The organism is Marinomonas gallaica (assembly GCF_001639745.1).
Classification (GTDB): Bacteria; Pseudomonadota; Gammaproteobacteria; order Pseudomonadales; family Marinomonadaceae; genus Marinomonas; species Marinomonas gallaica.
This window is the reverse complement of sequence record NZ_LTAX01000013.1, coordinates 13,449-36,852: the sequence shown is the minus strand read 5'-3', so window position 1 is coordinate 36,852 and position 23,404 is coordinate 13,449. Positions and strand designations below refer to the sequence as shown.

The 23,404-nt window shown below is 45.6% G+C and carries 21 protein-coding genes; 14 read left to right on the top strand and 7 right to left on the bottom strand.

Annotation, left to right across the window (positions count from 1 at the left end; translation table 11 throughout):
• Positions 1-79: 79 nt before the first annotated feature.
• Positions 80-946 (bottom strand): LysR family transcriptional regulator, encoded by an 867-nt coding sequence (locus AYW76_RS12640; protein ID WP_067035942.1) that lies wholly within the window; start codon positions 944-946, stop codon positions 80-82.
• 144 nt (positions 947-1,090) lie between these two features.
• Here AYW76_RS12640 and AYW76_RS12635 point away from each other — a divergent pair, with 144 nt between their 5' ends.
• Complete coding sequence (locus tag AYW76_RS12635) at positions 1,091-2,293, top strand: MFS transporter (protein ID WP_067220723.1); 1,203 nt, start codon at positions 1,091-1,093, stop codon at positions 2,291-2,293.
• Between the two features lie 68 nt (positions 2,294-2,361).
• On the opposite strand, the gene AYW76_RS12630 is transcribed toward AYW76_RS12635, so the two are convergent.
• Positions 2,362-2,793 (bottom strand): DUF3010 family protein, encoded by a 432-nt coding sequence (locus AYW76_RS12630; RefSeq protein WP_067220721.1) that lies wholly within the window; start codon positions 2,791-2,793, stop codon positions 2,362-2,364.
• 51 nt (positions 2,794-2,844) lie between these two features.
• The gene (locus AYW76_RS12625; RefSeq protein ID WP_067036046.1) at positions 2,845-3,312 is read right to left on the bottom strand and encodes an Lrp/AsnC family transcriptional regulator; all 468 of its coding nucleotides are present in this window, start codon (positions 3,310-3,312) and stop codon (positions 2,845-2,847) included.
• A 137-nt stretch (positions 3,313-3,449) separates the two neighbouring features.
• On the opposite strand from AYW76_RS12625, the gene AYW76_RS12620 reads away from it, so the two are divergent.
• Positions 3,450-4,490 (top strand): PLP-dependent cysteine synthase family protein, encoded by a 1,041-nt coding sequence (locus AYW76_RS12620; protein ID WP_067220718.1) that lies wholly within the window; start codon positions 3,450-3,452, stop codon positions 4,488-4,490.
• Between the two features lie 25 nt (positions 4,491-4,515).
• Here the strand turns inward: AYW76_RS12620 and AYW76_RS12615 are convergent, their stop codons facing one another.
• Positions 4,516-5,259, bottom strand: coding sequence for a class I SAM-dependent DNA methyltransferase (locus tag AYW76_RS12615; protein WP_067220713.1), 744 nt, complete (start codon positions 5,257-5,259; stop codon positions 4,516-4,518).
• 220 nt (positions 5,260-5,479) lie between these two features.
• On the opposite strand from AYW76_RS12615, the gene AYW76_RS12610 reads away from it, so the two are divergent.
• The 3 genes from AYW76_RS12610 to AYW76_RS12600 all read left to right on the top strand — a co-directional run bounded on the left by AYW76_RS12610 (position 5,480) and on the right by AYW76_RS12600 (position 7,682).
• A complete protein-coding gene (locus AYW76_RS12610; protein WP_067035959.1) occupies positions 5,480-5,782 on the top strand; it encodes an antibiotic biosynthesis monooxygenase family protein in 303 nt (100 codons plus the stop codon).
• A gap of 51 nt (positions 5,783-5,833) precedes the next feature.
• On the top strand, positions 5,834-6,394 hold the full coding sequence (locus AYW76_RS12605; RefSeq protein ID WP_067220710.1) for an LOG family protein: 561 nt from the start codon (positions 5,834-5,836) through the stop codon (positions 6,392-6,394).
• Positions 6,395-6,716: 322 nt separating this feature from the next.
• Positions 6,717-7,682, top strand: a complete 966-nt coding sequence (locus tag AYW76_RS12600; protein ID WP_067220707.1) for a GGDEF domain-containing protein — start codon at positions 6,717-6,719, stop codon at positions 7,680-7,682.
• A 3-nt stretch (positions 7,683-7,685) separates the two neighbouring features.
• Here AYW76_RS12600 and AYW76_RS12595 read toward each other — a convergent pair whose 3' ends face one another.
• On the bottom strand, positions 7,686-7,880 hold the full coding sequence (locus tag AYW76_RS12595) for a hypothetical protein (RefSeq protein ID WP_067220703.1): 195 nt from the start codon (positions 7,878-7,880) through the stop codon (positions 7,686-7,688).
• A gap of 182 nt (positions 7,881-8,062) precedes the next feature.
• Between AYW76_RS12595 and AYW76_RS12590 the strand changes: the two genes are divergently transcribed.
• The 4 genes from AYW76_RS12590 to AYW76_RS12575 all read left to right on the top strand — a co-directional run bounded on the left by AYW76_RS12590 (position 8,063) and on the right by AYW76_RS12575 (position 12,896).
• A complete protein-coding gene (locus AYW76_RS12590; protein WP_067220700.1) occupies positions 8,063-9,934 on the top strand; it encodes a methyl-accepting chemotaxis protein in 1,872 nt (623 codons plus the stop codon).
• 115 nt (positions 9,935-10,049) lie between these two features.
• Positions 10,050-10,526, top strand: a complete 477-nt coding sequence (locus AYW76_RS12585) for a GNAT family N-acetyltransferase (RefSeq protein WP_197467821.1) — start codon at positions 10,050-10,052, stop codon at positions 10,524-10,526.
• 308 nt (positions 10,527-10,834) lie between these two features.
• Positions 10,835-11,884, top strand: coding sequence for an NAD(P)-dependent alcohol dehydrogenase (locus AYW76_RS12580; RefSeq protein ID WP_067035979.1), 1,050 nt, complete (start codon positions 10,835-10,837; stop codon positions 11,882-11,884).
• Positions 11,885-11,957: 73 nt separating this feature from the next.
• Complete coding sequence (locus tag AYW76_RS12575; RefSeq protein ID WP_082866217.1) at positions 11,958-12,896, top strand: AraC family transcriptional regulator; 939 nt, start codon at positions 11,958-11,960, stop codon at positions 12,894-12,896.
• 15 nt (positions 12,897-12,911) lie between these two features.
• On the opposite strand, the gene AYW76_RS12570 is transcribed toward AYW76_RS12575, so the two are convergent.
• Together AYW76_RS12570 and AYW76_RS12565 are read right to left on the bottom strand one after the other, a co-directional pair.
• On the bottom strand, positions 12,912-14,315 hold the full coding sequence (locus tag AYW76_RS12570) for a sigma-54-dependent transcriptional regulator (protein ID WP_067220693.1): 1,404 nt from the start codon (positions 14,313-14,315) through the stop codon (positions 12,912-12,914).
• A gap of 24 nt (positions 14,316-14,339) precedes the next feature.
• Positions 14,340-16,022 (bottom strand): transporter substrate-binding domain-containing protein, encoded by a 1,683-nt coding sequence (locus tag AYW76_RS12565; RefSeq protein ID WP_067220688.1) that lies wholly within the window; start codon positions 16,020-16,022, stop codon positions 14,340-14,342.
• A gap of 364 nt (positions 16,023-16,386) precedes the next feature.
• On the opposite strand from AYW76_RS12565, the gene AYW76_RS12560 reads away from it, so the two are divergent.
• From AYW76_RS12560 to AYW76_RS12540, 5 genes are all read left to right on the top strand, one after another.
• Positions 16,387-17,352 (top strand): TAXI family TRAP transporter solute-binding subunit, encoded by a 966-nt coding sequence (locus AYW76_RS12560; protein ID WP_067220685.1) that lies wholly within the window; start codon positions 16,387-16,389, stop codon positions 17,350-17,352.
• An 85-nt stretch (positions 17,353-17,437) separates the two neighbouring features.
• Entirely contained in the window at positions 17,438-20,020 is a 2,583-nt protein-coding gene (locus AYW76_RS12555) for a TRAP transporter permease (RefSeq protein ID WP_067220682.1), read from the top strand.
• A gap of 220 nt (positions 20,021-20,240) precedes the next feature.
• Positions 20,241-21,332, top strand: a complete 1,092-nt coding sequence (locus AYW76_RS12550; RefSeq protein ID WP_067220679.1) for an endonuclease/exonuclease/phosphatase family protein — start codon at positions 20,241-20,243, stop codon at positions 21,330-21,332.
• Between the two features lie 21 nt (positions 21,333-21,353).
• Complete coding sequence (locus tag AYW76_RS12545) at positions 21,354-21,956, top strand: flavin reductase family protein (protein WP_067220676.1); 603 nt, start codon at positions 21,354-21,356, stop codon at positions 21,954-21,956.
• A 93-nt stretch (positions 21,957-22,049) separates the two neighbouring features.
• The gene (locus AYW76_RS12540; protein ID WP_067220673.1) at positions 22,050-23,369 is read left to right on the top strand and encodes a GGDEF domain-containing protein; all 1,320 of its coding nucleotides are present in this window, start codon (positions 22,050-22,052) and stop codon (positions 23,367-23,369) included.
• The last annotated feature ends 35 nt before the right edge of the window (positions 23,370-23,404 follow it).

Genomic DNA, 23,404 nt, shown 5'->3' with positions numbered 1-23,404 from the left:
CCCTTTAGCTCTTGATAAAAACAAAGCCCTGATTACTCGTTAATCAGGGCTTTTTTTTATATGGCCGAACGAAAGAACATTAATTGAACTCATTATTCATTGGATTAAAGACAGGACTGTTGATAATGATTTTTTCCAATCGTCGAGTCGCTTCGTTAATTTTATTCGACGTAAATAAAGTGACTTCCATATCCGGTAATTCTGGAAATTCTCTGTGAACGACTAAATCCTCTTCGAGTGTGTGATACGGAACAATAGCAATGCCAATGCCAGCGCGAACAGCCGCCAGTACCCCGGCGCGGCTTTGGCTTGTAAACGCAATACGGTAGGGGATTTCAGCCTTTTTAAGTGCTTCACAAGCATAGTGCCGATGCTTACAGCCCTCATCAAAAACCACGAGAGGCAATATCGCCTGTGTATGAACGAAATGGTCTTTTGAACCAATCCACACTAATTCGTCTCGGCGCAGTCGAATGCCGCCTTCCGTATCCGCCACCATTTCAACCAATGCGATGTCCAGCTTACCTTTATCCAATAAATCGACTAAGTGGTTTGGACGGTAATCACAAAAGGCTTCAAGTTGTGCCTCTGGATAGCTCAAAATGAAGTCTTGTAAAATCGGTGCGAGCGTTCGAGTTGCGTATTGGTCATGTGTACCAAGACGCACTACGCCATTAATGTCCATATTCTGAAAAGAGCCGACGATTTGATCATGCAGATTCAACAGCTGCTGCGCATGGGTAGTTAATTGGACGCCCACGGCAGTAAGTCGAACCCCATGCTGACCTCGTTCCATCAATGGGTTTTCAATCAAATCTTCCAAGCGATTCAGCTGCATGCTCACCGTGGAAGGGGCCTTATGCAGCAGTTTTGCGGCTTCGGTTAAATTTAGAGTATCCGCCACGACCATAAAGGTTCGCAGTAAATTAATAGGTAAATCGTGCATGGCGTTTAGTTTTCAATAAAGTTGAACGTAGAGTTGAATATTTATCGATTTACTGAACAAAAGCAAGCCCCTAATATGGCGCTCATAGGTTGCATCGTCGACTTACCGAAATTCCATATATCGTTTTAAGCAGGAGAGTGTGCTATGCGCATGGCGATTACATTTGGGTTTAATCAAGTTATTAGTCATGGCTTCGGTCTGTTCTTGTTTGCTGCATTGGTGCCGCTGATGCAAGAGTCAATTGACATTACCAGTTGGCATCTTGCTACCATCGGTGCGCTGACGCAGTTGTCGTATTTAGCCGGCGCGATGATTCTCGGTACTATTGGCCATCGTATGGACTCAGGTCGTCTTTTGATTGGCACGGGGATCTTAACCAGCTGCTTATTATTTTCCATGGCGTGGCTAAACGATCCATTGATTATCACATGTGTATTGACGGTCATGGCCGCGAGTGCAGCGATTAGCTGGGGCGGGATTGTCGAAATGGTGACCAGTTTTGGCCGTTTAGACCGTACCTCAACTAATTTATCCATTGCTTCAAGCGGAACCGCATGGGGTTACAGCTTTAATGGTTTGATTATCTTGCTGGTCGTACCGGTTTTTGGCTGGCGCAGTGGTTGGATCGCAGCGTCTGTGTTTGGTTTGATTACTTTGTTTGCGACCATTACTTTACTGCGCCACATGCGTCAAAACAAAGAAGAGCACGATATTGAAGTAACGTTTGCGATGACGTCTCGTCAATTGTTTGCGACAGTATTCAAAGAACGTACAGCATTTTTATCTTGCTTGGTGTTGTTCTTAGTTGGTCTTTCTACGATGACGTTCTCTACTTGGTTGAATACGTTCTTAGCGCAACTGAATTTGCCTGCCGCATTAGGCGGTTACACTTGGAGTGTGATCGGTATGACGGGCATGGTCGTTGGCTTCTTTGCGGGTAAACTTGCTGATAGTAAAGGCCATGGGATTGCGTTGTTAATCATCTTTGGTGCCTTTGCTTTGGGATTATTAGCTTTCACTTATGACCCAGCGCGCTTTGTTCTGTTAGCGGGTCTAGGCTACGGCTTAATGTACTTCCCGATTTGGGGGATTGTTGCTGGTTGGGTAAGCAAGCACTATAGCTCAAAAGCAACCATGCAGATCAATGGCATTGGTATGGTGACCTTTGGTTTAGGCGGTGCGTTAGGCAACTTGGCGGCGGGTGCGATTAATGAACTCACCGGCAGTTTGATGAATGTATATTGGTTGATCACAGCGATGGGATGTGTGTTGTTTGTGTTGGCGGCGTACATTTATTTAAGTGATCGTAAGCCAGTAGATGAGCAACCTCTGGTCGGTGCTGTTTAAACCATCGATTTAAAAAGACGAAGCCCCGCTAAGGTGTTCTTAGCGGGGCTTTTTTTATTGCGATAACATCACTCTGGCTGTTTGCTTAGGGCCGCATACGCCACTGTGAAAGCGCCTTCTTGAAAGGCTTTCAGTCCAGTGTCAGAAAAATGGATTGGCAATGGGTTATGCTTGATGATGTCTTTCATCGTAGCGTTATTCATTAACTCAACGCTTAAGCCATCAATGAGCTGAACAGCCGCTTCCATTTTGAATCCAACGGCACCACCGGCGAATTTTCCTTTAGTTGGTCGTTCGCGAATAACGACATGTTCAACCTTGTAATCTTCAAACAGCTTCTTCAGCATAAATTGAAATTTACGCATGGCTTCTGCGTCATCAGAGTGCTTCATTGCATGGCGCACCTGACGGCAATCCGGCAGTTGAAACAACCCATCTTGTTTAGACAATAGGCAAAGAATAATTTCGCTGCCTTTGATTTCGATACCACATGTAACCATAAGAATGTCCTAGCTGAATGTCCGAGCCGCATTATCGCACATCGTCAGTAATCATAAAGTCCCAACATCGATTGGCAGGCAAGTTGTGTGCTTAATTTCTTCCATAGCAAAGCTAGACGACACATTGCTTAAGCCATCAATGTCTTTGATGAGCTTTTTATAAAAACTATCGAAGGCATGAATGTCTTTCACGGCAACGCGTAATAAGTAGTCCCATTCGCCAGACATGCGGTAGCAGTCGACGACCTCATCGAAGCTCAAGATACGCTCTGAAAAGGACGTCAGCCAAGCATTATCATGACGTAGGGTTTTGATATGAACGAAAACGGAGATGCCTAAGTTGATCTGACTGCCGTCCAGCAAGGCAACGCGGGATTTGATAATGCCTTGCTCTTCCATGCGCTTAATACGCTTCCAGCAGGGTGACGTCGAAAGGTTGACCCGTTCGGCGATGTCTTGAATGGCGATAGTGCAATCACGCTGTAGAATATCTAGGATTTTTAGATCAATGCTGTCCATGGTTATTTTTTCTATTATATGTGTATTTAAAAGCATAATTTGCTTAAAAATAGCATTGATAGGTAAAAAATAGCTAAGCATTTTCTCACCAAAAGATTACATTTAAAGCAGATAAAACAGTCAACGAGGAGTGCTATATGAACTGGGTAAGTGATGCCATCGCGAAAATCAATGCGGATTATCAACGCTCTGCGGATACGCATTTGATCAAACTGGAGGGGTTACACTTTCGAGGCATTGACATTTACCTGAAAGATGAAAGCACGCATCCAACCGGCAGTTTGAAGCACCGTTTGGCACGTTCATTATTTCTCTACGCACTGTGTAACGGCAAAATAAAGCAAGGCACGACTGTGGTCGAAGCATCGTCTGGCAGTACAGCCGTATCAGAAGCGTATTTTGCACGAATGCTTGGGTTACCTTTTATTGCGGTGATGCCTAGTTCAACGGCACAAAGTAAAATTCGTCAAATTGAACAGTATGGAGGGCAATGCCATTTTGTTGCTTGCGCCACGCGTATGCATGATGAGGCCGTTAATGTGGCACAACAGGTACAAGGCCACTTTATGGATCAGTTTCTCTATGCAGAACGAGCGACGGACTGGCGCGGGAGCAATAACATCGCGGAGAGTATGTTCGGTCAGATGGCATTAGAGCCACACCCGGTGCCGCATACAGTGGTCATGAGTGCGGGGACTGGCGGTACATCAGCGACCATTGGGCGTTACATTCGTTATCAAGGCTTGGACACACAGTTAGTTGTTGTTGACCCAGAGTACTCAGCATTCTACGACGGTTATACAAACAAAGATTCAAGTATAACCATCGGACGAGGCAGTCGAATAGAAGGTATTGGGCGTCCTAGGGTTGAAGCGTCGTTTCAGCCGGATGTGATTGATGCCATGTTAAAAGTACCCGATGCAGCGAGTGTGGCAACGATGCATTGGTTAGCACAACAAACTGGGCGCAAAGCTGGGCCTTCTACAGGCACCAATCTTTGGGGCGTGTTAAAGGTTGCAAAAGCGATGCAGGCAAATCATGAGGCTGGCTCTATTGTCACCTTGATGTGTGATGGTGGTGAGCGTTATCAGGACACCTACTATAACCCTGAATGGGTGGCGCGCGAGTTAGGTGATATTGAGCGTTACCTAAACGAGCTGAGTGTATTCAGCTCGTAAGGGATGCGCTAATAGAATAGCTGTCTTAGCGTTTAACACAGACGAATAATGCGTTACCTGAATTAACCTCTAACGGTTGTAGAGTGTCGTAATTGTGCTCAAGAACAGTGACTTCAAAGTAGGGATCAAGCATTTTTGTCAGTTGCGCAAAGTCGATGGCGACCATCGGATGGCTATCTTGCCAGCATTCCACGTGCTCATCTGTTGTTTTACGGATGCTTAGACGCAGCTTTTGTTGATCACCTTGTCCTTCATAATACCAACCCGAACGAAAATCAAAGCAGCTGTTATCTTGATGTGTTGAATGCGCAACAGAAGATTGATTGTCGATATGGTCTTTGTCGACGGCATTAAAACAGAATACCCCGCCCGCATTGAGGGCCTTAGCGACTACGCCAATACAGTGTTGTAGCGGTTGCAGCTCGCCAGTGTAATGGATTGAATACAAAAAACAGGTAATCAAATCGACTGGCTGATCAATACGAAACTCACACATATTTTGTAAAGTGAAAGCGGCTTCTGGGCAACGGATTTGCGCCTGATCAAGCATTGGCTGATTCAGATCTAGACCTTGGCATTGGTAACCGTGATCTAAAAAATGTCGGATATGAGGGCCAGTACCACAGCCAATATCGAGATGAGATACGCCTTTGTTACCAAAGATTTGATGGAGGCGGTGGACACAATCACTTTGTGCTTGGTAATTAATATCGGCACACATTAAGTCATAGTAAGCTGACAAGTCAGTATACAAAACCGTTTCAGACATATTGGCAGCTCTGGGAGAAGAAAAAGGTCGTGCATCATAGCGTCGAAAATAGGCTAAATCCACTTAGAAAATTAATTTTTTAATGTGATCAAAAGAGTCGATGGCATGCTGTATGAAGGTGTGGGCTTTTAATACGTCATATCAGCACCATTAATAAAGCATACTGCTCTATAAAGGGCATTGAAACAACGCCGATATTAACGGCTAAGAGAGAGTGTTTATGTTTATTGCGATGAATCGTTTCAGAGTCAAGCTAGGGTGTGAGCATGAATTTCTTGATATTTGGCGCAACCGCGACTCTTATTTAGAAGATGTGCCTGGCTTCAAATCGTTTAATTTACTGCAGGGGCCGACGACGGAAGAGTACACACTGTTTTCCTCCCATGCTACATGGGAATCACGTGAGGCTTTTGAAGCGTGGACAAAGTCTGATGCTTTTCGCAAAGCCCATGCGAATGCCGGTAGCCGACGTGAGATCTATTTGGGGCATCCTCAGTTAGAGTGTTTTGAAGCTGTCATCTAAATTGCCTATCGTAGAAAGCATTTCATCAACAACAATAAAGTAGGTTTCACAATGAAAGTTGCAGTATTTTGTGGCGCCAGCAGTGGCAATGACCCGCGCTATGTCGAAACAACTAAGGCATTAGGGAAATATTTTGCTGAGCAGGGAGTGGACGTTGTCTATGGTGGTGGCGATGTCGGTCTAATGGGCACTATTGCTGATGCCGTGCTGGCTCATGGTGGCAAAGTATACGGTGTTATTCCTGAATACTTGAAAAGCAAAGAGATCGCACATGAACATTTAACAGAGTTACATGTGGTCGCCGATATGCATGAGCGTAAGGCGAAAATGGCCGGTCTTGCGGATGCTTTTGTAGCGCTACCGGGTGGCGCTGGCACATTAGAAGAAATTTTTGAGGTATGGACATGGGCACAATTAGGTCATCATGCTAAACCGTGTGCTTTTTACAATGTCATGGGTTTTTATGATCCACTTATGTCAATGGTACGACAGATGAGCGAAGCTGGTTTCATTCGCCCTCAATATGTTGATATGTTGATCAACACCGATCAGGCGGATGAACTACTGACGGCATTAAAAACCTATCAACCACCTAAAAAGAAATGGGGCTAAGATCAGAGCACCTAACCTGAATTTTTGAAAGAGAAAAGCATAATAAAAGTGTCCATTAGGATTGAAATGGGCACTTTTTATAGCTGACCTATAATCATTAAACTTTTCATGATTAATGTGTTGCGTGTATTTTGGTCTTTACAGTATGCTGTTTTCTATATATCTACTCTATGGTAAATGGCTATGGTATGAGTACGAGGTGGAGTGGAGTGGAGTGCACCACGCCAGTACCTATACCGATTATCATCTCTTTAAATTATATTGCATGCGTACATTTTTGTAGGGACAGACGTATGCGGAACCTTACCTAACTAGGTGATTAATGGGTTTGCTAGACCGATACTACGCGGTAATTGATACATTGCCTGATCATATGTTTTTGTTTTCTGAATCGGGACGTTATCTTGACGTGTACGGTGGCGATGAGAATAAGACTGGATTTGACTGTAAACCATTCATAGGTAAATACCTCCACGACGTCATGCCACATCACTTGGCGGATGACTTCCTTTCCCTTATTAGAACCGCCATTCATCTGCAGGAAACTCAGATCATCAAATACAAATTTGATGAAGATGAGATGATTGAATTGCCCAACCATGTCATGGTGCCAAAGGAGATTTGGTTTGAAGGTACGATTAAGTATTTACCCATTATTGAGCAGGGCGAACGTGTTGCACTGTGGATTGCAAAAAACATCACCCGGCAGCACTATTTGGAATTAGAGCTGAAAACCCTGTCTGAAATTGATGAGCTGACGGGGATTTTAAATCGCCGTTCCTTCTCGAATATTTTAAAAACACACGTTCAAGATTATCAGCACGGTGCTAAGCCATTCTCTTTGATTCTGTACGATATTGATTTATTTAAGCGAGTAAACGACACATTAGGACATACGACTGGTGATGAAGTGATTCAGCATGTCGTTGACGTGTTTCGTTCTGAACTTGACCCCGAAGTATCGTTTGGCCGAATAGGGGGGGAAGAGTTTGCGATATTGCTCCCTGAACAAGACATACATGACGCTTATGAGTTTGCTGAGAAATTGCGGCAAAGGCTTGAGAAATCTCCGTGCGAAACAGAGCTGTACGAAATTGAGGTTACGGTGAGCATGGGAGTGACACAGGTCCATGAGAAAGATCTTGATACGCTCGCTTTAATCTCACGTGCAGACAAAGCCATGTATCAAGCGAAGAAAGAAGGACGCAATAAAACCTGCAAATACTCGAGCTTAAGTGAGCGTGAATACGCAGAGTTAGACCAACATCACTGGTTTAAAAAAAAGTGACCCTTAGCAGGCAAAATACTGAAGATCAACCAAGGTCTGCATGGCTGAAAGATAATTGTTGAACATCATCATAACAAAGTCAGCTAAAGGTTGATGGAATAGCCACAGCCCTGCGATCGCCGCAAAAAACACTATGGCTACGTTCATCTTTTTGGAAGATGATGCCTGTTGAGTATCAGATGATGTGTGAGTATTCATAAGTGTATCGACGTATTTCCATAGTTTAAAAATTGAAGCAAAAAAAGAAAGTCTTTATTATTTAGATTAATACTGAATATAGAGTAAATAAAAAGACATATTTACGGTGTAGAATGTCAGGAAATCTTCAAATAATTGATCTAGGTCAATTTTGTTGAATTCTTAACGATAAGGTACCGTAAATGCGCTTTAGCCATAAAATCGTCGCTGCTTCGACATTCTTGTTACTTTTGACCGTTGGTCTACTAAGTATACAACAGCTTGTTACCGTGAGAAGCGAAGTTGAAAATTTAGTTTCAAACAGTTTGAAAGAAATGGTGGGTGGTGTGCAAAATACCATTCGATCAGAAATGACCAACAAAAAAGCAATGGCCTACATGGCCGCTGAAACACTGGCATTGAACCCGAATGATCAACAGTTTGTTAAGGATGTTCTCGAAGAAAAGACATTCAAAAGCAGCTTTTTAGGCGCTGGCTTTGGTTATCAAAAAGATGGCGCTATTCTTGAAAACGTTGATGATTGGAACCCAGATAGCAGTTATGACCCGCGTCAGCGTCCATGGTACAACTTAGCGAAAAACAGCGGAAAGCAAGCTGTCACCGAGCCGTATTTAGATATGGCGTCAGGCAAGATCGTCATTTCGATTGTCAATCCGATTTACGATGGCAATCAGTTTGTTGGAACATCATTTTACGATATGGATCTAGGTGGTTTATCTGATCTGGTTAATTCGATTAATTTATTTGATGCGGGCTACCTATTCATCGTTACTGATAAAGGCACTGCCATTGCACATCCTAACACGGAGAATAATGGTAAAAAATTATCGGAACTGCTGCCTGGCGTCAATTTAACCGCGGGTACTCAAACCGTTTCTATTGATGGCACGGATCATATCGTTAACATCACACCAGACAAAGAAGAGGGCTGGTTTATTGTTGCGGTCATTGATGAAGCGAAAGCGTATGCCGCGCTAGGCTCTTTACGTAACAATGCGGTTATTTTCAGTGTCATTGGCTTGTTAGTCAGTTTTGTTGTGTTAACCATAATGATCAAAGCCTTGTTACGTCCATTAGACGGTTTAAATCGTGCCATTCAAAACGTTTCTAAAGGAGATGGCGACTTAACTAAGCGCATTGAGGTAAACAACACGCCTGAATTTGCGAGTTTGGCAACAGGCTTCAATAGCTTTACCGAGAACCTACAGTCACAAATTCAGCAGCTTAAACATCTTGGTGATGAGATTGTTGAGTCGGGTAATGAAACGGTAGAAGACTCGAACAAATCCGCTGAAGCGACACGTAAGCAGATGCATGAGTTAGATCTATTGGCCACAGCCATTCATGAAATGGCAATGACGGCAAATGAAGTGGCACAAAGTGCGCAAAGCGCTTCTGAAGCGGCTCAGGATGTCGATCGAAATACCATTGAAGGCTCGAGTGTGGTGAGTGAAACCGCACGCTCAATTGATAGTTTGGCGGAACGTATTGAGCAAGCCGTAGCGCAAGTTCGTGCTTTAGAAAGCGCGACGTCGAATATTGAAACCATTTTAAGTGTGATCAATGACATCGCAGATCAAACCAACTTGTTGGCGTTGAATGCTGCCATTGAAGCCGCTCGTGCAGGTGAAAGTGGTCGTGGTTTTGCGGTTGTGGCGGACGAAGTACGTACTCTGGCACAGCGTACTCAAGAGTCGACCACCGAAATACGCAGTATGATTGAGCAGCTACAAGCCGGATCGACAGCGGTATCTAACGCGATGAATGAAAGCCGAAATACCGCCTCTGAGGCGGTTGAGAAAGCCAAGTTTGCTGACGAAGCACTGCGCAAAATCAGTGTTTCAATTGAGCGTATCAGTGATATGAACATCCAAATCGCCTCGTCGGCGCAAGAGCAAAGCCATGTTGCAGAAGACATTAGTACCAATGCCGTGAAGATTAAAGACTTGTCGGTACAAGTGTCCGATCTAGCGGATTCTTCTAATGCTTCAATGCAAAAGCAGCGTGAAAGTACCAGCGCCCAGAAAACCTTGTTGGATCGTTTTATTGTATAAGTCTTTAAGACCTATGTTGTAATTTTGAAAGCGTCTCTTATGAGGCGCTTTTTTATGCGATGATGACAAAGAGACAGTAGCCTTTCAAAGTAAGGAGTCTAAGGTGATAAGAGCCATGACCGAAGCAGATTTTAAAGCGTTTTGGCCGACGTTTTCTGCCGTTATTAAAGCACAAGAAACCTACGCTTATCGTGCAGATATGACCCAAGAGCAAGCGTATGAGATCTGGTGTATGTTGCCCGCAAAGACGTATGTATTTGAAGAAGAGGGTGAGGTACTAGCGACGTATTATTTAAAAGCGAATGCGATGGGCCCAGGAGATCATGTGTGTAATTGCGGTTATATGGTCAGTGAAAAAGCTCGAGGGAAAGGTCTTGCACGTAAGTTATGTGAGCATTCACAGCAAGTCGCTCGAAATTTGGGTTTTACAGGGATGCAGTTTAATGCGGTTGTCTCCACCAATCGCGTGGCTGTGCAGCTTTGGCAAAATCTTGGGTACGACATCATCGGTACTGTACCTAATGCATATCGTCACGGCCGTTTAGGTAAAGTGGACTGCCTGATCATGTACAAAGACATTTCACAGGATTAAAAAGCTACCAATGGCTTCGTGATCGTTGGTTGTTATCAGATGGTTACATGTTTTCCTGAAGGAATAAGCAGGTCGATATCAATAGACGCTTCCAGGAAATCACAAATAACTGGATAGTTTGTTCACATTTCATATCAATTTAGTGTTTTTTAGAGGATTTTAACGGTGTTAATTTTAGCTGCCTTTTTAGGGTTTATAGTTTTGGGCATGATCTAAATAGGATTAGGCAGGCGTATGCTGTGCGACTTACATTACCATAACAACACGATATTGATAGCGAACTAGAGAATAACTGGGAGTAAAGTATTATGAAAACCATAGGTTACGCGGCACATGATTCTGATGCACACATGGTGCCGTATCATTTTGAACGCAGAGATTTGCGTGCCAATGACGTGGCGATTGAGATTTTATACTCAGGTGTCTGTCACTCAGATTTGCATACGGTAAACGGCGACTGGGGCCCACAATCCTATCCTTTAGTACCTGGCCATGAAATCGTAGGTGTGGTGCAGTCCATCGGTACTGACGTTACCAAATACAAGATTGGCGATAAAGTAGCAGTAGGATGCATGGTCGATAGCTGCCAAGCCTGTGATCAATGTGATAAGGGCGAAGAGCAATACTGTCGCAACGGATTAACCATGACTTATGGCTCACCAGACCGTATTTCGGGTGACATCACACAGGGCGGCTATTCAAAGCATATCGTTGTGCGTGAAGAGTTTGTTCTGAGCTTGCCTGAAAATATGGATCTTTCTAAATCGGCGCCAATTTTGTGTGCGGGCATCACTACCTATTCACCGCTGCGTACATGGGGCGTGAAAGAAGGCTCTCGTGTTGGCGTGATTGGCCTTGGTGGTCTTGGGCACATGGCGGTTAAATTAGCGGTTGCCATGGGGGCTGAAGTAACGGTATTGAGTCGCTCTAAGAAAAAAGAGCAAGATGCAAAAGCGATGGGCGCACTTGGTATCTTGGCATCGTCTGATGAGGAAGCCATGCAAGCGGCGGCAAACTCTTTTGATCTAATTATTGATACAGTGCCTGCTAAGCATGATGTCACACCTTACACACAACTGCTGGACATTGATGGCACCTTGGTCATTGTCGGTCAGGTAGGGCCCTTAGAAGAACCGATGACAATACCTTTGATCACTGGTCGACGCCGTATTGCAGGCTCTTTGATTGGTGGTATTGAAGAAACTCAAGAAGTGCTTGAATTCTGTGCCAAACATAATGTTTATCCTGAATGTGAAATGATTAACGTAGATCAAATCAATGATGCTTTCGAGCGTATGGCGAAAGGGGATATGGCGCACCGTATCGTCATCGATATGGCTTCTCTAGCGGCAGAGTAATCGTCAGTTAAGCGAATGCGTAGAGCAGTGGTGATCATCACTGCTCTTTTCTATTGTTAAGGTGAGGTGTGCAGTGGCGCCACAAACGTTTACGCAAATGCCATCAAACAGTGAGTTGTCTGTAGAGCTCAGTCGAACGTTGAAGCAGATGGCGTCATTGTTAACAACGTTGACGCCTTATGACGGGTACTTTCCATTATTAGAAAACCAAGTACACGTTGCTCGGTCCGCAACACTTTCAAGTCAACAACACTGTCTGTTGGCACTTCCAAGTATTTGTATTGTGCCGCAAGGCGCAAAACATGTGTCGGTGATGCAAGCCGGTGTGGAATATACCGAAGATGCTAGCACTATGGTGGTCTACGCCGCGGAAGTGCCGTTAGATTATAAAATCATGCAGGCAAGTCCGGAAGAACCGTATTTTTGTTTGATGTTGCCACTTAATAAAGACCGATTAATTGAACTGATTCCTCGAGTGTTTCCTAATGGTGTGCCAAAAACTGACAAAGCCAGTTCTGTGTACGTCAAAGGCAATGATCAACGAGTAATGAAAGCCTGTGTACGTTTACTTGAGCTGATTGTCGAACAGGAATACGTAGATTTGTTGGTGCCGATGGTCATCGATGAAATTCTGATTAGACTGCTAAAAAGTTCAGTCGGACCTGCTATCGCTCAGCTTGGGGTGGTGGATTCCCATGCTCAGAAGGTGTCAAAGGCGATTACTTGGCTCAAAGATCACTACGCCCAGCCGATCAGAATGGAGCAGCTGGCTACGCTAAGCGGTATGAGTGTGTCGTCTTTTCATACGCACTTTAAGTCGATTACCTCGATGAGTCCTTTGCAGTATCAAAAAACGGTTAGATTGCAGCACGCTCGTCATTTGATCCGCTCACAAAGTATGGATGTAAGTGGCGCCGCATTTGAGGTGGGCTATGCCAGCTCCTCTCAGTTCAGTCGTGAATACTCGCGAGCATTTGGTGTGTCGCCCAGCCGTGATATGCAGCCGTTTTAGCACATCCCTGGTGAGTCATTCTTCACCTTCTTTCATATTTTTCAAACGCTTACTCAACGCAGGCTGTGAGATGCCTAGCATACGTGCGGCCAGCGATTGATTATGATTAGAACGATTCATCGCTTCTTCTACCAACAGTCTGCTTAATTGAGTCAATGTGGGCAGAGGTTGGTCTTCTGGGAAACGCACAGAGCGCTCAAATACATCTTTCGAGTGATTCCCCAGCAACTGTTCGAAGACACTAATATTTAAGGTTTCTTGTTCGCTTTGGCTGACTGCGTCGAATACTAAGGCGCGCAGTTCACGTACGTTGCCTGGGAAGGAGTAGTCTTGTAAATGCAACGCCAATGCATTGGGAATGTTTAAATACGGCTTTTGCAATTCATCACAAGCTTGACGCATAAAGTGGTCAATCAATAAGGGAAGGTCGTTTAAACGCTCGCGCAGCGCTCGGATACTGACCATATGAGTGCGCAGCCGATAGTATAAGTCTTTGCGGAAGGTGCCCTTTTGCTGTTGCTCGGCTAAGTTCTGGTGCGTTGCCACGATGACACGTGCTTGGATGCGTTTTGGGCGATCACTGCCGATAGGGTAATATTCTCCCTCTTGCAGAAGACGTAATAACTTTACTTGAGAGGTGGCGCTTAGGTCGCCGATTTCATCCAAAAATAGAGTGCCCCCCGCCGCGCTTTCCACTAAACCTTGGCGTACTTTATCGGCACCAGTGAACGCGCCGCGCGCATGTCCAAAGAGTGTGTCTGAGAAGATATTATCATCAAGACCCGCCACGTTGACCGTGACCAACGGGCCTTTTCGACCACTCAACTCATGAATTGCCCCAGCGATTAGTTCTTTACCGACGCCGCTTTCACCCGTAATCAGTACCGGTTGGCTGCTTGGTGCGATGGATTCTAAATAACGAAATGTCGACATCATATTGGGATCAGCGGTAATAAAACCGGCAAAATGGTCGGCGTTATTCAATTCACTGGATAACAGCTGGGCGCGCAAGGCTTGGTTTTCCAAGCTCAGTTCTTGTGTATGGATCGCTCGTTTGATGGACTCTAGTATCTGCTCTTGGTCGGCGGTTTTAACAATGTAGTCGAATGCGCCTTGCTTCACACAATTGACGGCGGCATCGACTTGATTTAAACCGCTAAAGATAATGACACTGACATCTGGGTACTCTTCTGTCAGCCATTTCAGTAATTCTTGTCCAGAGATAACGGGCATGGTCAGATCTAACAGCACTAAGCCAATCGTGTGCTCAGACATCAAGCTTTGTACTTGCTGTGGTTCAGAGCACGTTAGGATGTTGTTTAAGCCATAGCGCTCTAAGGTCAGTGACATGCTGCGCAAGAACGAAGGTTCGTCGTCCACTAACAGGATATTAAATTGTGGGTAGGCCAGCTGATTCAAACGTAAGTCCTCTTAAGTGAAACATTAAGGTGCAATAGGAAAGCTTGCCACGGCGACAGTGCCTTTGCCTAAGGTTGATGAAAAAGACAATCGACCTTGGTGTGCTTTTACAATGCCCGCAGACACAGACAGCCCTAACCCTGTTCCGCCATGATCACGTTTCGTGGTAAAGAACGGCTCGGTTAAGCGCGCTAGGGCTTCTTGTTCGATTCCGCACCCTTCATCTTCTACAACAACAAACACCTCTTTTTGGTCGGCACTTAAGGTGGTAGAAATCGCTAATGTGGCACTTGGGTGCTCAATGGCATCGCATGCGTTTAAAACAAGGTTAATGATAACTTGTTCTATACGTTGTGGGTTACCCATTATACGCGGCTGGCGCAAATCCATGTGCACATTGAAATGATCCGTAGCACTGCGTATGGATTTGTCGACTAGACGAATGCTGGTTTCCACGACTTGATTTAAATCCACTTCTTGAGACAAAGCATCGGGTTGTTCCCGAGCGAAGTCTTTTAAGTCGTTGACGATATTGCGGATCCGATCTGTGCTGTGTTGCATCTCATCGAGTAAATAGGGAATCTCAGCTTTCAAGCGTTGATATGGCAGTCCACCCAGCATGATGCCTGGATTTTCTTGTTCGATCTCATCCAAATAGGGCAGTGCATCTTCCCAAGCGCCGCGCAGGATGGGTAGATTCAGCATCAATAAACCGGTTGGGTTGTTGATCTCATGTGCCACCCCTGATACCAATACACCAAGAGACGCCATTTTATCGGCTTGAATAAGTTGTTCCTGCTGCGCCTTGATTTGCAGAGAACGGCGCTCCACTTCTTTGCGCAGCATGCGGTTCCAGATCATGATGCCACCTAAGATAAACAGCAATGCTAAAATCGTATAAAACGCATATTGGCCGAGCTTTTTCCAGGGCACTTTGGACTGTTCTAGGGTGCCAAACCATTTGTCATAGATAGCTTGCTGTCGCCCCGTGTTTTTTAAGATGGCTAATCCTTCACTGAACAATGCGATCAGGTCTTCATTGGCAGGCAGAGCGCCATAGCTCAAGCGTTGTCCGGCCACAGGCCGTGCGATCGGCTCTAAATTGCTCAGTCCCATTTCTTTGCTAAGGTACAGGCTCGGCGAGTTAGCTGTTAAAGCAAAGTCGTGTTTGCCAGAAGCCAATAAGCGCAAGGCCGCAGAATGGGTTGCAGCAGGAATGATGATGGCATCAGGCACATTACGTTGTAAATATTCGTGCATGATGCTGGCATTTTGAACAATAACTTCGTAACCAGCAGCCTCTTTAATGTCGTTGACGTGCGGCCCATCTTTACGCGCAAACAAGGATTGATTCACGATCGAGTGGGGCGAGGAGAAGATAATGGTTTGAGCACGTTCGTCTGAATAGGCAATATTTTGTAGGGCATCAAAGGTGCCGTCTAATAACCCAGTATAAGCGCTTTGCCAGTCGGTCATGGTGAGTTCGATATCAAAGCCCATGACTTCCGCAATGGCGTAACTTAGTTCAACGGTATAACCCGTAGGGGTGCCGTCTTCATCAACAAATTCGTAAGGTGGGTAATTATAGTCCGCCGCAATGTGGACCACACGTTTCTGCATGCCAAGAGAAGGGCCGAGATGTTGTTCTGCCAGAGTAAAGGGGGTAAAGCAAAGAGCCAAGATAAGCCAAATGAACTTGCGCATCATGTGATCAAACTATCTACATATATAAGTAAGGTGGTGAATCTTAACGGCTATTTTAAGGGATGAGAAGCTGTCAAATGGGGTTTGGGTTTTATACTTATAACAAAAGTTATAAGTATAAAAAAGGTTATATCTCAGCCCCGAAGGTGCGGTATTACGCGCTATAACGTACTCAATACCGTCACTTCAAAGCGGATCTATAACCTTAGTTATAGGTTGTCGTGTTCATGAAAAGCGTAGTAATTTTTAAATTATTCAATAAAATCAATTGCTTATATTTATTTCTTAATGTTGGCACTTTCTTTGCGATGTAGATAATCGTTTTGACAAATTAATAACAAAATAAAGACATAACGAGGAATTCTCAATGAAGAAAGTAATGCTTAAAACGGCTTTGGCTACCGCGTTTACTGTTGCTGCAACCGTATCTATTGCAGACACGCAATTTGTATCAATCGGTACCGGTGGTGTAACAGGGGTTTACTATCCAGCGGGTGGTTCGATTTGTCGTATGATCAACAAAGATCGTAAAGAGCACGGCATTCGTTGTTCTGTTGAGTCTACGGGTGGTTCCGGTTACAACGTCAACAGCATTCGTGCCGGTGAACTAGAGTTTGGTGTTGCTCAATCCGATGTACAAGCCGCAGCGATTGAAGGCAAAAACCAATTCGAAGGTAACCCTTTCCCTGAGCTACGTTCAGTATTCTCTCTTCATCCAGAACCGATTCATTTAATGGCACGCGCCGATTCTGGCATTAAGACGTTTGCGGACCTAGAAGGTAAGCGCGTTAACATTGGTAACCCAGGCTCAGGCAACCGTTCTATGATGGAATTGCTGATGTCCGAAAAAGGCTGGACAACGGATAACTTTGCGTTTGCAGCAGAACTAAAATCGTCTGAAATGTCACAAGCGCTGTGTGATGACAAATTTGATGTCACCATCTTCGTTGCGGGCTTACCAAATGGTTCCGCTCAAGAAGCGACGACAACGTGTGATGTACGTATGATTCCATTGGATGGTGACGTTGCGAAAAGCATTCAAGCGAAACACGCTGAATTCTCTAAAGCGGTTATCCCTGGCGGTATGTACAACGGCAACCCTGATGATGTGACGACATTCGGCCCGAAAGCGACCATCGTAACGTCTGCGAATGTATCGGATAAAGTGGTGTACCAAATGACTAAAGCCGTGTTTGAAAACTTCGAGTCTTTTAAACGTCTGCACCCGGCTTTTGCGCCACTTCAACCTGCTGAAATGGCCACTTCTTCATTGGTTGCACCGCTGCATCCTGGTGCCGAGAAATTCTACCGTGAACAAGGCTTAGTTAAGTAAGCCACAACACTCTGTTGCATTGTTCGTCAAAGCGTCAGTCTTGCTGGCGCTTTTTCTTCTCTATGTTCGAACTTAGGAATTTTCTATGTCGACACAATCATCCACCGGTTTAGATACCAACAAATTAGATGAGATGGTGGCCGAAGCCGATACGGGCAAACGCTCACCGACCGGTCGTTTTGCGTTGGGCTTGTTGTTCCTCGTACCGTTGTGCTGGTCTTTGTTTCAATTATGGATTGGCTCGCCATTACCATCGCAGTTTGGTTTTGGTTTTATTAATGACACTCAGTCGCGCGCGCTGCATTTAGCCTTTGCCGTGAGTTTGGCGTTTATGGCATTTCCGGCGTTTAGTCGCAGTCCAACAAAACATATCCCCATTATTGATTATGCATTGGCGCTCATTGCGGCCTTTTGTGCATCGTATTTATTTCTGTTCAACGATGAGCTGGCTATGCGCCCGGGCCTTCCCACTACTACGGATTTAGTCGTTGCGGGCATTGGCTTGCTGTTGACGCTTGAAGCCGCGCGTCGTTCTCTTGGACCACCGCTAATGATGGTGGCCATTGTGTTCTTGGCCTATGTTTTTTTTGGTGACGCGTCTTGGTTGCCAGAAATTTTACGCTGGAAAGGCGCCTCATTTGAAAAAGCCATGACGCACATGTGGCTGACAACAGAAGGGGTGTTCGGGATTGCCCTAGGCGTTTCTTCGGGTTTTGTATTCTTATTTGTTTTGTTTGGTGCTCTGTTAAACCAAGCTGGCGCGGGTAACTATTTTATTCAAGTGGCGTTTGCCTTGTTAGGGCACATGCGTGGTGGTCCGGCCAAAGCGGCGGTTTTGTCGTCGGCGATGACAGGATTGATTTCAGGCTCCTCGATTGCCAATGTGGTGACCACGGGTACCTTTACCATTCCGTTGATGAAGAAAGTGGGCTTTAGTCCAGAGAAGGCTGGTGCTGTCGAAGTGTCGTCTTCGGTAAACGGCGTCATTATGCCACCAGTCATGGGCGCCGTAGCGTTCTTGATGGTGGAGTATGTGGGCATTTCGTACATTGAAGTGGTTAAGCATGCATTCCTACCGGCCACTATTTCATACATTGCGTTGCTGTACATCGTCCATCTTGAGGCGCTAAAAGCGGATATGCGCGGTTTGCCACGCGTAACGCCTGCACGTCCTTGGAAAATTGCCATTCTGCGCTCCGGTATTATTTTATCGAGCATGATGATCTTGGCTGGCGCGTTGTACTACTTAGTGTTGGCAATCAAGTTTGTCTTGGGGGATTGGTCCAATATCGGCTTACTGTTGCTTGTGGTCGTAGGCTATTTAGGGTTGCTCTTTATTTCGGCGAAAAATAAAGATTTAGACATGGGCGATGCCAATGGCGAAATCGTTAAGTTGCCAGTGTTTGCAGACATCTATCGTACCGGCTTGTACTACTTAGTGCCATTGGTTGTGCTGGTGTGGTTCTTGATGGTCGAGCGAAAGTCACCTGGTCTATCCGCCTTTTGGGCCAGTATATTGATGGCGTTTATCTTGTTAACCCAAAAGCCACTGAAAGCTTGGTTTCGTCAGCAGCAGGGCATTGGTCAGCAGTTTAAGCAAGGTGCTTGGGACCTGATTGAAGGTTTGAACACGGGTGCGCGAAATATGATCGGCATCGGTGTGGCGACTGCGACAGCAGGCATTATTGTCGGCACAGTGACGTTAACCGGTGTGGGTCAGGTAATGGCCGAATTTGTCGAGCTGTTGTCCGGTGGCGTGCTTATCATCATGCTACTGATGGTGGCACTGATCTCGCTAATTTTAGGCATGGGCTTGCCTACTACAGCCAACTATATTGTGGTGTCGTCGCTGATGGCGAGCGTTGTCGTGGAGCTGGGCGCGCAGTCGGGTCTCATTGTGCCAATGATTGCCATCCATATGTTCGTGTTTTATTTCGGCATCATGGCCGATGTGACGCCACCGGTGGGCTTAGCATCGTTCGCAGCGGCTGCGGTCTCAGGTGGGGATCCAATTAAAACGGGCTTTACTGCATTCTTCTATTCGATGCGTACGGCATTGTTGCCCTTCCTGTTTATCTTCAATACGGACTTATTGTTGATTGACGTGACGTGGTATCAAGGGGTGATCGTCTTTATTGTCGCGCTGTCGGCGATGTTGATCTTCGCGGCGGCGACGCAAGGTTACTTCTTTGTTCGCAGTAAGCGTTGGGAAAGTGCGGTGTTACTCTTGGTCGCCTTTACATTGTTCCGTCCGGGGTTTTGGTTGGATCAGGTAATCGCGCCGTATGAGCATTACCAAGGTTCAGAGTTAACTCAATACATTGATGAGCATCCAACGCTAGAAAGCGTGCGTTTATCGGTTGAAGGTGAAAACTTAGATGGCCGTTGGATCGAGAAAACCGTTGATTTGCCGTTGACTCAAACGGGCTCAGCGAGTGATCGCCTATTCGATGGTGCCGGCCTAGAGGTGCGTGACGAAGATGGTCAGGTGTACATCGATAACCTTGCATGGGGTGGCGTGGCCGAACAAATGAAGCTGGATTTCGATTGGGAAATTTCGGGCTTTGATGTGGCCAATGAGCGACCTGCAAAAGAATGGTTTTTTATTCCGGCATTCCTGTTAGTGCTTTGGATTATTCGACGCCAGAAAAAGCGTTTAGTTGAATAATACCAAGCCTCAGGTTTTCGTTTGGGAATAGCCGGAGCATTGCTCCGGCTTTTTTATGCGGTTTTACAATCAAAAGTGCTGATGAGAAGAGGTCAGTCATTTCTTATTGGGCCATGAAATTTGAATGAACTATGTTCTTTTATAATCCGATCAGATTTTTTGTGCCGGTCATGATAGCGTTGTCCCTAACTTATATTGCTTTATGGTTAGCCGAGACCCAATGACCTTGATTATTTTGACTGTTATGACGGCACTGATTAGTTTTGTGACGTTCTTACCCATGTGTCGAATCTCCCACTGGACGGTTCGAAGTTGTGATTTCCCACGTTTACAGTTTGCCGTCTTGGCGGCTGTATTATTAACGGTTCAATGGATAGTGCTACCATGGGATGATCCCTTTTCTTGGGCCTTAATCGTGATGACAATAAGCTGTTTGGCCATTCAGCTTTGGTGGGTATTGCCTTATACGGCGTTATTTCCAAAAGAAGTGAAAAACGCTCATGAAGTTAAACCAGAGCGATTGATTACGCTGTTAACTGCTAATGTGCTAACACCGAATCGTCAGGCTCATAAGCTGGTGGAGCTGGTGCAATTGCATAAGCCTGATGTGCTGGTGACATTGGAATCGGACAAGTGGTGGGAGAGCCAACTAAGCATTATCGAATCAAGTCTACCGTACACCGTAAAGTGTCCGCTTGATAATCTGTATGGCATGCATGTCTACTCTCGTTTTCCTTTGGGTGATACCTCACTGAGCTTTCTGGTAGAAGACGATGTGCCTTCTGTACATACAACGATGACCATGAAGGATGGCAGTGTCATCCGAGTGCATTTTCTTCATCCTGCCCCACCAAGCCCAACTGAAAACGAAGAGTCTGGTGAACGCGATGCCGAAATCGCTATTGTTGCGCGCAGTGTCGCAGATTGTGACATGCCAGTGATTGTGACGGGTGATTTGAACGATGTCGCATGGTCTAGAACAACGCGATTATTCCGTAAAGTGAGTGGCTTACTGGACCCAAGGGTTGGCCGCGGAATTTATTGTACTTTTCATGCCGATTATCCCTTTTTGCGTTGGCCGTTGGATCATGTGTTTCACAGTAAGCACTTCACCTTAAGCCATATTGAGCGTATGCCTTCAATTGGTTCAGATCATTTTCCTTTATTGACGCGTTTGGCGTTAACGCCCAGTGCCGGTGTAGGCCAAGAGGCCGTGGCAGGGGATCATGACGATGAGCAGTTAGCGAAAGACATCGCAAAGGATGAAAATGTTAGCAAGAGCGATGTGCCCGAGCCAGGTAAAAGCGCTTAAAGGATGACTAAGGAATAGCTTATGAATATAGCAACAGAAGCCCTAGCAACACCTGATATGTACCGTTTGCTTGTGGGAGGTGTTACGCCGAGACCCATTGCGTGGATTAGCACAGTGTCAGAAGAGGGGGTTCATAACATTGCACCGTACTCTTTTTTCACCGTAGTCAGCGTGACCCCGCCAGTACTGAGCTACACCCAAGTGAACCCTCGTACTGGTGACGATAAAGATACGCTTAGAAACCTTTTGCATAACCATGAATGTGTGGTGCACATAGTCAATACGGCCTCTCTTGAAAAGATGAACCAATCGTGCGCGAGTCTGACACCTGAGCAGAGTGAGTTTGATTTCGCTAATATCGAATCTGTGGCCAGCCAGGTTGTTGCGCCATTGTCAGTGGCGGATACACCAGTGCGTTATGAGTGTCGTCTTCGTGATGTGATACGTATTGGTGAACACGCGGGCGCGGGCAGTATGGTGCTACTGGATGTGGTCTCGGTCTTTGTGGCAGATGATCTTTACCGAGAGGGAAGCATTGCGCAGCCGGCGTTGGACAGTGTTGGCAAGATGGGTGGCGATTTCTACAGTTACACAAAAGATTTAAAAGCGCTTTCTCGTCCATAAAACGCTATTTGCATTGAATCGTTAGCATGGCTAACCATTACTGTTATGGTTATTATCGAAGGCAATGAATGCATTGATTTAAAGGGGCTTTTCATGTCGGACGATAAGTCGTTAAATGCCAATCCATCTTACGAGCATCTAGTTCATATCAAAGATCACTCAGAAGTGGCTTTATATGAGCTTATTCCTGATGTTGTGTGGTTCTTTGATTTGGATAAGCATGGCTGGTGGTGGGGCAACTCTGCCGCGGTAAAGTTTTGGGGCTTAAGCCATGTGGATGAGCTGATTAATAAAGACTTGTCTGGTGATACTCAAGGCGCAAAAGACCGTACTGCTCAAACTTTTGAGCTAGCGGTACAAAATGGCCTCACCATTGATCCATGGACGACGTACCCAAACGGCAAGCCTAAAACTCTTTATATGCGCCACCGGGCGGTTTTGCTTGGGCCAGAGAAGCATCGTGGCATCATTGCGTTTATTAACGAAGAAGTGAATCTCGGGGAGACGCCTGAGAATCTTTTATTGGTGGAAGCGATGCGTTATACCAGTGTGGCGGTCACCAGTTTTGATTTTGACGGTGCGCCGGTTGTTGAAAACCCAGAAGCCACCGAAGCCTATAAGCACATCCCCCGTACCAATTTGCCCACTGGACAGTCTTTTTTCAGTGCTCGATTTGTTAGCCCAGAGGAAGGTGAGGCGATATTGGCGCAAGCCATTGAGCACAAAGGCGGAGAATGGACATGTCATGTCAATACTGCTCATGGTGAGCGCATTCATAATCTCGATATTCGTATGACACGGCACCCATTGTCGGGCGATTTCTTGTTGCTGATGTCTGAATACGATGTCACGCCTTTGCATGAAGCGTTAGAGGTGGCGCAAAACGCGCAGGAAGAGTTGCGCAAATTAGCCCACTATGATGCCGTAACCGGCATTCCTTCCTTACGTTATTTGATGGATCAAGAGCAGCGCTTAATGGCCTATTCATCAAAGCAGCAGTTAAGCTTGGCGATTTTATATATTGATTTAGATGGCTTTAAAGACGTGAACGATAACTGCGGTCATGAGACAGGTAACCGAGTACTGACGCAAATAGCGCAGCGACTTAGTCAGGCTTCTGAAGGGGTGGGTCAGGCAGTCCGCTTGGGTGGCGATGAATTCTTAATATGGTTGTCGGATAGCAAAGATCGCGCTATCGCTACCGATATGGCAGAAAAACTATTAGGCTTGATTCATCAGCCTATTGAAGTTTCTAAGTGTTGCCAGATTACCGTGAGTGCCAGTATTGGTGTGGCTTTCCATCACTCAGAACAGCAGTCTCTAGACGATATTATTCAAGCCGCTGATCATGCCATGTATACGATCAAGCACGCAGGTAAGTGCGGAGTACGAGTCGCACCGGAAAGCGTTTAGTTCAAGCGCGCTGGGCCACAACACATAATTTTACG